The sequence below is a fragment of the Vibrio cidicii genome (genome assembly GCF_009665415.1).
GTDB classification, from domain to species: Bacteria; Pseudomonadota; Gammaproteobacteria; order Enterobacterales; family Vibrionaceae; genus Vibrio; species Vibrio cidicii.
The window spans coordinates 1,430,574-1,442,881 of record NZ_CP035921.1 but is presented as its reverse complement, the minus strand read 5'-3'; the positions used below and the strand labels follow the sequence as shown (position 1 = coordinate 1,442,881).

At 48.0% G+C, this 12,308-nt stretch carries 8 protein-coding genes; 6 read left to right on the top strand and 2 right to left on the bottom strand.

Features of this window, described 5'->3' with window-relative positions:
* Positions 1 to 429 precede the first annotated feature (429 nt).
* Both EWA64_RS07550 and EWA64_RS07545 read right to left on the bottom strand, forming a co-directional pair.
* Positions 430 to 2,502, bottom strand: a complete 2,073-nt coding sequence (locus EWA64_RS07550; protein WP_061895778.1) for a YjbH domain-containing protein — start codon at positions 2,500 to 2,502, stop codon at positions 430 to 432.
* Positions 2,503 to 2,586: 84 nt separating this feature from the next.
* Positions 2,587 to 3,528 carry a hypothetical protein gene (locus tag EWA64_RS07545; RefSeq protein ID WP_061895779.1) on the bottom strand — a complete coding sequence of 314 codons (942 nt, stop codon included), beginning with the start codon at positions 3,526 to 3,528 and terminating at the stop codon, positions 2,587 to 2,589.
* A gap of 1,269 nt (positions 3,529 to 4,797) precedes the next feature.
* Here EWA64_RS07545 and EWA64_RS07540 point away from each other — a divergent pair.
* The 6 genes from EWA64_RS07540 to EWA64_RS07515 all read left to right on the top strand — a co-directional run bounded on the left by EWA64_RS07540 (position 4,798) and on the right by EWA64_RS07515 (position 12,288).
* The gene (locus EWA64_RS07540; protein WP_061895781.1) at positions 4,798 to 5,934 is read left to right on the top strand and encodes a polysaccharide export protein; all 1,137 of its coding nucleotides are present in this window, start codon (positions 4,798 to 4,800) and stop codon (positions 5,932 to 5,934) included.
* Between the two features lie 191 nt (positions 5,935 to 6,125).
* Positions 6,126 to 6,551 (top strand): four helix bundle protein, encoded by a 426-nt coding sequence (locus EWA64_RS07535; RefSeq protein ID WP_065860346.1) that lies wholly within the window; start codon positions 6,126 to 6,128, stop codon positions 6,549 to 6,551.
* Positions 6,552 to 6,781: 230 nt separating this feature from the next.
* Complete coding sequence (locus EWA64_RS07530) at positions 6,782 to 7,222, top strand: low molecular weight protein-tyrosine-phosphatase (protein WP_061895782.1); 441 nt, start codon at positions 6,782 to 6,784, stop codon at positions 7,220 to 7,222.
* Positions 7,223 to 7,517: 295 nt separating this feature from the next.
* Positions 7,518 to 9,689 (top strand): polysaccharide biosynthesis tyrosine autokinase, encoded by a 2,172-nt coding sequence (locus tag EWA64_RS07525; protein WP_170320362.1) that lies wholly within the window; start codon positions 7,518 to 7,520, stop codon positions 9,687 to 9,689.
* A 58-nt stretch (positions 9,690 to 9,747) separates the two neighbouring features.
* Positions 9,748 to 11,028 (top strand): Vi polysaccharide biosynthesis UDP-N-acetylglucosamine C-6 dehydrogenase TviB, encoded by a 1,281-nt coding sequence (gene tviB, locus EWA64_RS07520; RefSeq protein ID WP_061895784.1) that lies wholly within the window; start codon positions 9,748 to 9,750, stop codon positions 11,026 to 11,028.
* Between the two features lie 234 nt (positions 11,029 to 11,262).
* Positions 11,263 to 12,288 carry an NAD-dependent epimerase/dehydratase family protein gene (locus tag EWA64_RS07515; protein ID WP_061895785.1) on the top strand — a complete coding sequence of 342 codons (1,026 nt, stop codon included), beginning with the start codon at positions 11,263 to 11,265 and terminating at the stop codon, positions 12,286 to 12,288.
* The last annotated feature ends 20 nt before the right edge of the window (positions 12,289 to 12,308 follow it).

Sequence of the window (12,308 nt, the reverse complement as noted above, 5' to 3'; positions counted from 1 at the left end):
AGGTTCTAGGGACTAGGAAGAGCAGGAAAAGCGGGAAAAGCGGTAAAGAGCGGCCCTGGTTCCTAGGTCGCTAGGTTCTGGGAGAGCGGGTAAAAGAAGGGAAAAGAAGGTTGCTAGGGACTAGGAAAAGCGGGAAGAGCAGGAAAAGCGGTCTAGGTTGCTAGGTTCTAGGAAAGAGCAGTTTTCCTTCCGCTTTTGCTTGCCTAGGGCCTAGGGCCTAGAACCATTTTTCCGCTCCTGCTTTTCCTAGAAATCTAGTCCCTAGTAAGCTCGTGCCTGGCTATTCTTTGCCCCTAGCAAACTCGCTCCTGCTTTTCCTAGGACCCAGGGCCTAGAACCATTTTTCCGCTCTTGCTCTTCCTAGAAATCTAGTCCCTAGCAAACTCGTTCCTGCTTTTCCTAGGACCTTCTTTTCCCTCTTTTCCGCTCTTAATCCCTATCCAAATACCTTAAATACGCATTTCTTAAACGTACCTGTTGGTTTTCGAAGTAACCCGCGCCATAGCGACTACGGTTGTGATATTGACGTTCCAAACTGTGTTGGAAGTTGACTTTGCCGCCAAGGCCGCTATTGATGTAGTTGTGTTTCTCATGAATGCGGGTTTGTAGTGAGAAATCAAACTGGTCGATGCCGCGAACTTGAAGGTAACCCGGTTTCATGCCGCGCCATACATCAATCGGGAAGGCGACGCCCAGCGTTAAAAATTGCTCTTTGTCTTTGCCTTCAAACTGGCTATAGAGGTAACGAGCGAAAACGTTGAAATCGCCAAACCAGTGGTTGGTGGTGATCTCATAGCCTTTGTCGCTGTTCCAAAACTCGCCGCCGACAATATCCAATTGCCAATCCCACTCTGGGCGTGAGTAGTGGTAACCCGCTAAGCTAACCGACTTTTCCTGACCTTTGATATCGCGGTGCTCATAATCGCTGTACTGGTAAGAAAGTGAATGGTGACCTTGCGGAGAGTGCCAAGCGAGATCATGGGTGTAGCCTTCATAATCTGTACGAATGCGGCCAAGAGACAATTGATAACCAAAGCCGTAAGGTAGGGAGAAAGCTTGGTGCGCCACTACGCGGTCTACCCCGTTTTCAAAGGCCGAATTTTGCCAGTAGCCACCCTCTTCGTAATCATCACTGTTGGCCACCGGGGTTACATGGCGAATATCCAGTGCCGCGCCTTTCCATAAGGGAGCGTAAACATTGCTGGCTAAAGCTAAACTGTAATCCCACACCCCGTACTCTGTCGCCACGCCATAGCGCAGTGTTGGTGCAAGGCTAAGTTGCACGCGGCCAAAACCGGACGCTTGTTGCTCGCCCTGCCAATCGGCGGCGTCGAGCACTTCACCTGGGTTACTGGTGTCAAAAGCGAGATCGCTACAGGCGATGTTGTCGCGCAGAAAATCGCGGTAACACTGCGCAGAAGTGCTGACTTTGCTAGTCGCAATGCCATTGGTTAGGGCGATCACTTGGACCTTATCGTTAGTCAGCTCGAGCTCTGCTGCGGCGCTTTGCCCGTAGTAGCTAGACACTATCCCCAATGCCACACCAAGGCCATCGACTTGGTTTTGGTTATAACGGCGGTTTTCCAGTGTGACAATCAACTGCCCATCGTGACGGCCGAGGCGCACATTCAAAAAGCCCTCGTCCAGCAGCGCTTGTTTTAGTGCTTGTAGCGAAGCGCTTTGTGCATTCTGCTGCGCGACGGTCAGTTTGTCTTGCAGGGTGAGGCGGTCGCTGACTTGGGTGGGTTCGGTGATAAATCTACCTGCCAGCGGCACGCTCACTTGGGTTTGCCATAGGGGCTGTTCACTCTTTTCATGACTGGTGTAAAGCTGATAACCGAGTGAGGCTTTCACGCCGTAAGGGAGGAAATCCTTGGGCGTCATCACTTTGACCATCGCATTGTAAGCTACGCTGTCGTACTCGCCGATAAGCTGTACAAAATCAAACGGTTGGTATTCCACGCCGCCAAACGCGCCGTTCATCACTTGCGGGTTTAAGGTGGAAGAGCCATAACCAAGGCTGGCACGTACGGGCAACGCATCAAAGGTGTAGTCCGCGACTGCGTATTTTGTTTCAAAATTGTTGGCCGCGCCGCCCCAATCTTGCATACCAAAGGCCAGCTTGAGATTGTCATGATGATAGAAATTGGGGATCTGATATTTAAACGATGCAGAGAGGTCGCGAATCCCACCCGTTCTGGGGTTCTCATACAGATTGGTATTGTAAGTTTTCGTCACAATACGCCCATGAGCTTCTAGCCCTTGGAAGAGACCCAAGGAAAACTTCAGCACATCCAGCTCAGCAATCTCGCCACGAAAGGGAACGCCTTGGGCGAAGGTATAACTAAAGTCCCCGCTTTGCATCACTTGCGCGTTCGGGGTTAAAACCAGGCCAGAAAACGCCTGATTAGCTGAAGTGACAGATAAAGGCGCACTTAGAGCGGCGCTGCTTAAAGGTAAACCGCCGAGCAGCATCGCCAAGCGAATAGGATTAAGCTTCATCGGGTATCCTAAGAAAAAAGAGTCCATTTGATAACAAAAAGGCACTCACAGAGAGTGCCTTTAGCAAGCGTATTTCAGCCGAAATTAATCGCCAGTGCTGCCGCCGTTACCACCAGTACCTGTGCCAGTACCTGTTGGTGGCTGGGTTGGGTCAACTGGTTTTGGTGGAACAACTGCATCATCCACTTTGGTTTCATCGACAGTTACGTCAGGAACAATGCCGTCATCGCCAGTATTGTCGATGCTGGTTTTGATGTCATCAACGAGGTTTATAACAACTTCTTTAGTGCCATCTTTAGACTTTGGATAGTCAGGGAACTCAGAAGTTACCGCTGTTACCGTTTTGCTTACTGAAGCCGCTAGAGAGTCGGCAGTAATTTCTTTAGTTGCAGACTCTTTTGCCACTAGAGTGTCAGAAAGTACGTGAGTTGTTGCCACAATTTTAGAGTACGTGGCAGCAACCGTTGGGTTTGCTTTCAATGTTTCGATAGCAGTAGAAGTATCTGAAAGAAGCTGCTCTAAGGTGACACCTGTGTCATTTGTTAGAGCATCAGTATCGATACCGAGTTTCGCTAGCGATGCTTTTGCTTTCTCTGGAGTGTAAGGTTCGTCGCCCAGTTCTAGAGCAATAAAGGTTGTCAGCGGAGAAGCAGTTACTTTAGTGCCAGCAGTCGCAAAGCCACGTGGTACCGAGTAAGAAACATTTTTCATGTTTTTACCGTTAGACGTGTCTGTTACAACGAAACTAGGGTCTGCTTTCTGCGCGTCAGTTAAGCCGAAAGAGAAAGAACATTGAGCTGGGTCGCTGATCACTTGGGAATCAACGGCACCTGGAATGTTGGCAAAGCCATCGTAGCTTGTACGTGGAATAGGGCCAGAAGTACCATCTGCACAAGAATAAGTGCCTGGAATCCCCCAGATAGCACCATCGTAAGCTTGAACTTGCTTAACAGGATCTTTGCCATCACTGCCGCAACCTGCAAGCAAAGCTGCAGCCACACACGCTGTTAGTAGTTTAGTTTTCAAAATTAAGCTCCGGTTGTTTTAATTGGATCCAAACGCAACCTCAAGCATAGCGTTATATTAACAATGTGTAAATACTGAGCAAAATCTACGTCAAGAAAAATTCATAGAAAGGGGGGGGGAAGGAAAGGTACGAGGTTCTAGGTGCTAGGAAGAGCAGGAAGAGCGGTTAAGAGCGGTTCTGTGGTCCTATAGTCCTGAAGAGCGGTCCTGGGAAGGGCGAGAGCGGCCCTGGTTCCTTGGTCGCTAGGTTCTAGGAAGAGCAGGAAAAGCGGTTAAGAGCGGTCCTATGGTCCTATGGTCCTGAAAAGCGGTCCTGGGAAGGGCGAGAGCGGCCCTGGTTCCTTGGTCGCTAGGTTCTAGGAAGAGCAGGAAAAGCGGTTAAGAGCGGTTCTGTGGTCCTATGGTCCTGAAAAGCGGTCCTGGGAAGGGCGAGAGCGGCCCTGGTTCTTGGGCGAAAAGCGGGAAGGAGTGGTTAAGAGCGGTTCTGAGGCCCTATGGTCCTGAAAAAGCGGTCCTGGGAAGGGCGAGAGCGGCCCTAGTTCCTGGGAGAAAAGCGGGGAAGAGCGGTCCTATGGCCCTATGGTCCTGAAGAGCAGGGCGTTAGTTTTTTAGGTTTTCGCTCCTGCTCCGCCTAGTAATCTAGTCCCTAGTAATCTCGCTTCTTTCTTCCGCTCTTGCTTTCCCAGGACCAAGGGCCCAGAACCCAGGACCTTCTCTTCCGCTCTTGCCCTTCCTAGAAATCTAGTCCCTAGCAAACTCGCCCCTTCTCTTCTTCCCCCTTCCCCCAAAAAACAATTTGTGCTGTACGCCACAATATGGATAATAAGCCGCCATAAATATTATTAATCATGACAGAATCTGAATCTCTGTCATGAAACGTCAGTAATTTGTCGATAGGTTGATACCCGTCGATGGATTCATCATGCGCTGTGTGGTTGTGCGTATACACCAACGGGCGGTAGCGTGCCCGAATTGCGAAATGCAGATTTAATTTTTTTATATTTTAAAAAGATTAATTTTAAGTTTTTAGCAAAAATTCACTTGGGGTTTGCACACAATCAAGGTTGCCAAACGCGATTCGGCAGCGAAAATCACAGAGAAAAAAGGAATGGCGGGCTATAAAGTATAGTTAAGTGCGATCATGGAAGCGTGTTTAACTATGTTGAATACCTGAGCCTAGCAGATGCTAGCCACTCCGGCGATCAAACCCACTTTGTATTCACCCAAGAGTGCAGTTAATCACTCTGGCATTATGATGATTTGGCTTACATGGAACTAAAAAGAAAACTGCTGTTAGCAACCTTGCTACCTGTCTTGCTTGCCGGATGTACTGTTCCTGGCTCTCACCTTCCTACCGACAACAAAACGCGTGTTGAAACTAACCAAAATCAAGCAGAGACCGATCTCTCGCAAGTGGTTAACCTCTACCCGTTAACAACCCAAACCATCTCGACATACCTCACTACGTCGCCTTCGGTTTCTCGTGCTAACCCTGAGCTTGATAGCCAGCTTGCGCGTTACGAATACCAAATTGGCCCGGGCGATATTCTCAACGTCACCATTTGGGATCACCCCGAACTGACCATTCCTGCTGGCTCTTACCGTAGCGCCGAAGAGGCAGGTAACTGGGTTCACGCCGATGGCACCATTTTCTACCCTTATATTGGCACTGTTGAAGTGGCGGGCAAAACCGTGCGTGAAGTCCGCGCCGATATCGCCAAGCGCTTAGCGAAATTTATCGAAAGCCCGCAGGTGGATGTTAACGTTGCCGCGTTTCGCTCGAAAAAAGCCTACATCACAGGTGAAGTTTCCAACCCTGGTCAACAACCTATCACCAATATCCCTCTTACTCTGCTAGATGCGGTTAACCGCGCTGGTGGCCTAGCGCAAGACGCCGATTGGCGCAATGTGACCCTAACGCGCAACGGTGAAGAGCAACAAATCTCCCTATATTCACTGATGCAGCGTGGCGATCTCACGCAAAACCGCTTATTGCAACCAGGCGACATCGTCCACGTACCGCGCAATGACACGCAAAAAGTGTTTGTCATGGGTGAAGTGAAAGATCCCAAACTGCTGAAGATGGATCGCTCCGGCATGAGCCTGACCGAAGCCCTCAGCAGTGTCGGCGGTATTAACGAGCTCTCTGCCGATGCAACCGGCGTGTTTGTTATCCGCACCTCAGACAACAAATCCGAGCGCATGGCCGACATCTACCAACTCAATATCAAAGACGCCTCTGCTTTAGTTATCGGCACAGAGTTTGACCTCAAGCCGTATGATATTGTTTACGTCACCGCCGCGCCAATCACCCGCTGGAACCGTTTGATCGGCCAGCTACTGCCAACCATCAATGGCTTTAACAACCTAACCGAAGGCGCGTTAAGGGTAAGAAATTGGCCGTAAGAAAGGTTAAAAACGGTTAAAAGCGGCCTTATAAAAGGCAAGAGCGGACCCTGGGCCCTGGGCAATAGGTCCTAGGCAAAAAGCGGAGAAGAGCAGTTTTTTGTGGGCTCTAGGACTCAATGCCTATTTAGCTAAGTTGCCAGTTTTTGTTGTTAAAACGAATGAACAACGGTTCTCACGGATGAGTACTCATGAAATACCAAGAACTGAAAGCCTGGCAGGAAAGTTTTGAGTTAGCGATTCGTGTTCATAGAATTTTTAAGAATAACAAGGATTTTGTTTTTCGCGATCAGATAAGACGCTCCGCTATTTCTGTGCCCTCTAATATTGCAGAGGGTGAAGAGAGAGAAACAACGAAGGAGTCTGTTCGCTTTCTCTATATCGCTAAAGGATCTTGTGGTGAGTTAGTGACTCAACTTCTTCTAGCTAAAGAGTTTGGTTATTTTGACGATTCTGAAGCTTCAGAGCTGATAGCATTAGCAACCAGAGTAAGTCGAATGATAGCGAGCTTAATTAAATATCGTGCCGGTGTTGTTAAAGACAATCGAGGTACATACCTAATTGAGCAGGATTTAGAGGGACAGCGGGCCCTAGGCCCTAGGAAGAGCAGGTTCTAGAGGAACAGCGGGCCCTAGGCCCTAGGAAGAGCAGGTTCTAGGGAAAGCAAAACCCAGGACCTAGAACCTAGAGCCTAGAACCCAGGACCTAGTACCTAGAACCCAGGACCTAGAACCTAGAACCCAGAACCCAGTACCTAGAACCTAGAACCTAGGACCTAGAACCTAGAACCTAGGACCTAGAACCTAGGACCCAGGACCCAAAACTTTATATCGATAGGCTGTAAGGCATGTTTAACAAAATTCTAGTCGTTTGTGTCGGTAACATCTGTCGTTCTCCTACTGGGGAGCGCGTGTTGCAAAAGTTACTGCCGCATAAAACCATTGCTTCTGCGGGCATTGCGGCGGAAAAAAGCCGTTTAGTCGGTAAGCCAGCCGATGCCATGGCGATCGAAGTCGCGGCCGAGCACGGGGTGGATGTGGAAAATCATCACTCTCAACAGTTAACACCGCAGTTATGCAGCCAGTATGATCTAATCTTAGTGATGGAAAAGGGCCATATGGAAGCACTGACGCAAATAGCGCCAGAAGCACGTGGCAAAACCATGTTATTCGGCCAATGGATCGGGCAAAAAGACATCCCCGACCCATACAGACAAAGTAAAGAAGCCTTTGACTACGCTTACAAGTTAATTGATGAAGCCGCCCAAGCCTGGGCGAAGAAGTTGTAGCAAAACAGGAATGAGTCCCAAGTTTGCTAGGGACTAGGAAGAGCAAAAGCCTAGAAATCTAGAAAGAGCAGGGACGAGGTTACTAGGGACTAGGAAGGGCGGAAGAGCAGGGACGAGATTACTAGGGCCTAGGAAGAGCAAAAGCCTAGAAAACAGCTCTTCCCTAGCAACCTTCTCTTTCCTAGCAATCTAGAAATCTTCTCTTCCCTAGCAACCTTCTTTACCTAGCAATCTAGAAAACTGCTCTCCCTAGAACCTTATTCAAAAATCCACCAACCCGGAAATTTACGAGACAATGACAACACCACAAACTCGACCTTCTGTTGATAACGCTTCTGACGAAATCGATTTGGGCAAGCTGCTTGGTATTTTATTGGATGCCAAATGGTTCATCTTCGCCATTACCTTTATCTTCGCGGTAGGTGGGGTGGCGGTGGCGCTGCTTTCTACGCCGATCTATAAAGCCGATGCCTTGCTGCAAATTGAGCAAAAAAGCTCGGGTGGCATTAGCTCTTTAGTGGGCGATATGGGCGAGCTGTTCTCGCAGGAATCTTCCGCCACCACAGAAATTGAAATTATCAAATCGCGCATGATTTTGGGCGACACGGTAGATAAATTTAACCTCACCACGGTGACTGAGGCGAAATATTTCCCGTTGGTCGGCAAGGGCCTAGCGCGCATGGCAGGCAAGGTAAACCAGATTGAGGTGAGCCGCTACCAAGTGCCCGATTACGCGCAGGGGATGAAGCATACCCTAGTAGTTACCGATGAAGCGCAGCAAAGCTACCAACTGGTGCGTGAAGATGAGCGCGTGGTACTGCAAGGCAAAGCGGGCGAGCTGGCGAAAAACGACGGTTATGAGCTGTTTGTCACCGAGCTGCGTTCTCACATTGGTCAAGAGTTTGCCATTGGCCAGCGTAGCCGTTTAGAGGCGATTGAATGGTTAAAGCAAAATCTTGCCATCTCTGAGCGCGGCAAGCAAACTGGGATTTTACAACTGAGCTTTGAAGGTGAAAACCGTAAGCAAATTAGTGAGATCCTCAACCACATTAGCCAAACCTATTTTTTACAAAACGTTGAGCGCAATTCTGCGGAAGCGGAAAAAAGCCTGACCTTTTTAAAAGGCCACCTACCGGATATTAAAGACAGCCTCACCGCCGCCGAAGACAGCTTAAACCGTTTTCGCCAAGAAAACGATTCTATCGACCTCGGCCTAGAGGCCAAATCGACCTTGGATGTGATGGTGAAACTCGAAGCGCAGCTTAACGAGCTGACCTTTAAAGAGAGTGAAATTAGCCAGCGCTTTACCAAAGATCACCCCGCTTATATTGCGCTGCTCGATAAGCGCGAAACACTACTGAAAGAGCGTGAGCGTTTAAACCAGCAAGTACAAAAGCTGCCGAAAACCCAGCGTGAAGTGCTGCGCATGACGCGTGATGTGGAAGTGAACCAGCAGATCTACATTCAGCTACTCAATAAAGTGCAAGAGCTGAGCATCATCAAAGCGGGCACGGTTGGTAATGTGCGCATTTTGGATGAAGCGCAAACCTTTGCCAAACCAATCAAACCGAAAAAACCACTGATTGCAGTGCTGGCTACCTTGCTGGGCGGCATGCTCAGTGTGGCGATTGTGCTGGTAAAAGCTGCGCTGCATCGCGGAGTAGAAACGCCCGATCAAATCGAGCAGATTGGTCTTTCTGTGTACGCTAGTGTGCCTAAATCAACCCTGCAATTAGCTTTAGCCGAGAAACTTAAGCGCAAAGGAAAGCACAACAAAGATTTGGCGCTGCTTTCAGAGAGTAACCCAGCGGACCTTTCCATCGAAGCGCTACGCGGCCTGCGCACCAGCTTGCACTTCGCCATGCTGGAGGCGAAAAACAATGTGGTGATGATCTCTGGCCCAGCGCCAGGTATTGGTAAATCCTTTATCTCCACTAACTTTGCAGCCGTGGCAGCCAAAACGGGGCAAAAAGTCCTGTTGATAGATGCCGATATGCGCAAAGGCTATTTGCAGCAATGTTTTGGCCTTAAGTGGGAAAACGGCCTCTCTGATTACCTAGCGGGCAAAATCGACACCGCCACCGCCGTGCAACACGCTAAAGTGGATAACCTCGATATTATCACCCGCGGCCAAGTGCCACCCAACCCATCTGAGCTTTTAATGCACCCGCGCTTTAAACAGTTGGTAGAGTGGGCGAGTGAAAACTATGACCTGGTGATTATCGATACCCCGCCAGTACTGGCGGTGACCGACCCAAGCATTGTTGGCTCACTCGCTGGCACCACACTGATGGTGGCACGCTTTGGGCAAAATACAGTGAAAGAGATTGAAGTGGCACGTAACCGCTTTGAGCAAGCAGGGATTGAGGTGAAAGGCGTAATTCTTAACGCCACCGAAAAACGTGCCTCAAGTTACTACGGCTATGGTTATTACAACTACAGCTATGGTGAGAGTAAGAAGGCGTAATCATTCTTGCTAGAACCTAAAACCTAGAACCTATTTTTTATGTATTAAAGGAAGTTCCATGGACTTTTCATTAGAGAACGCCAAAGTTGGCATTGTTGGTTTGGGCTATGTGGGTTTACCGCTCGCGGTTGAGTTTGGTAAAAAACGCAGCACTATTGGCTTTGATATAAATCAAGCACGAATCAATGAGCTCAGTGCTGGCCGTGACAGCACACTTGAGTGTTCAGACAGCGAATTAGCCGAAGCGACGCACCTGCTTTACACCACTTCTCTGGAAGAGCTAAAAACTTGCAATGTGTTTATTGTTACCGTCCCTACACCGATTGATGAGCATAAACAGCCAGATCTAACTCCACTGATTAAAGCTTCTGAAACGCTCGGTAAAGTGATTAAACAGGGTGATGTGATTATCTATGAATCGACCGTTTACCCTGGTGCGACCGAAGAAGATTGCATTCCAGTGGTGGAGCGTGTATCAGGCCTTAAGTTTAACCAAGACTTCTTCGCAGGTTACTCGCCAGAACGCATTAACCCGGGTGATAAAGAACACCGCGTAACCAATATTTTAAAAGTCACCAGTGGCTCGACTCCTGAAGCGGCAGAATTTGTCGATCAACTTTATAAATCCATAATAGTGGCTGGCACTCACAAAGCCTCTTGCATCAAAGTAGCCGAAGCGGCAAAAGTGATTGAAAACACCCAGCGTGATGTGAACATTGCCCTAATTAACGAACTATCTATCATCTTTAACAAGCTTGGCATTGATACCTTAGAAGTGCTAGAAGCGGCGGGTACTAAGTGGAACTTCCTCCCATTTCGCCCTGGCCTTGTAGGCGGCCACTGTATTGGTGTTGACCCATATTACCTGACGCACAAAGCGCAAAGCGTTGGTTATCACCCAGAGATGATTTTAGCAGGTCGTCGCCTCAACGATGGCATGGGCCAGTATGTGGTTTCTCAACTCGTGAAGAAAATGCTCAAAAAGCGTATTCACGTTGAGGGTGCCAATGTACTCGTAATGGGCCTGACCTTTAAAGAGAATTGCCCCGACTTACGTAACACCAAAGTGATCGATATTGTCGCTGAACTCAAAGAGTACAACATCAATGTTGATATCGTGGATCCTTGGTGTTCAAACGCCGAAGCGCAGCATGAATATGGCTTAAGCCTATGTGAGCAACCAAAGACCAACCACTATGATGCGATCATTATGGCAGTGGCTCACAATGAATTCCGTGACATGGGCGCAGAGGCAATTCGCGCACTAGGAAAAAATGAACACGTTTTGTACGATCTCAAGTACATTTTGGATAAACAAAACGTCGATATGCGCCTCTAAAGCAAAGAAATGTAGTGGCTCTGGGAGGAATTCAATAAACTTTCCTCCTAGAACCTAGAACCTAGAACCTAGAACCTAGAACCTAGAACCTAGAACCTAGAACCTAGAACCTAGAACCTAGAACCTAGAACCTAGAACCTAGAACCTAGAACCTAGAACCTAGAACCTAGAACCTAGAACCTAGAACCTAGAACCTAGAACCTAGAACCTAGAACCTAGAACAACGGAACAATCATGACCAAATACGAACAAATCCAACAAGAGCTAGTGAAATCACCTAAAACTTGGCTTGTTACTGGTGTGGCGGGCTTTATTGGCTCAAACCTACTTGAAAAACTACTTAAGCTTGATCAAATAGTCGTGGGGTTAGATAACTTTGCTACGGGTCACCAACACAACTTAGATGAGGTGCAATCACTGGTTACGGCAGAGCAGTGGGAACGTTTTCGCTTTATTGAAGGCGATATACGTGACTATCCAAGCTGTGAAAAAGCGGTAAAAGGGGTCGATTATGTTTTACATCAAGCCGCACTCGGCTCGGTGCCACGCTCGATTGCCGACCCACTTACCACTAATGCCGCCAATATCACCGGTTTTCTCAATATGCTGCAAGCGTCTAAAGAGGCTCAAGTGAAAAGCTTTACCTATGCGGCATCCAGCTCGACCTATGGCGATCACCCCGCACTGCCTAAAGTAGAAGAAAATATCGGTAATCCCCTTTCGCCATATGCCGTCACTAAGTACGTAAACGAACTTTATGCTGGTGTATATGCCCGCACTTACGGCTTTAAAACCATTGGCTTGCGTTATTTCAATGTGTTTGGCCGCAGGCAAGATCCTAACGGTGCTTATGCCGCAGTCATTCCTAAATGGATCGCTGCTATGATTAAAGGTGAGACTATATATATTAATGGCGATGGCGAGACAAGCCGAGATTTTTGCTACGTCGATAATGTAGTACAACTTAATATTCTCTCTGCAACTTCAAATGAAGAAACAAAAAACGAGGTGTATAACGTTGCTGTTGGTGATCGAACTACGTTGAATGAGCTTTATGATACGATTAGAAATATATTATATGAGAATAATATCAGTGTTGAAAATGGTCCTATATATAAAGAGTTTCGTTCTGGAGATGTAAGGCATTCACAAGCTAGTATAGAGAAAGCCAAAATTAACTTTAGCTATAAGCCATCATTTAGAATAACAGAGGGGCTAATTAAAACTGTAAATTGGTATATGATTAAGCTTGGCAAGTAAAATACTATGTCTGAAGGCGT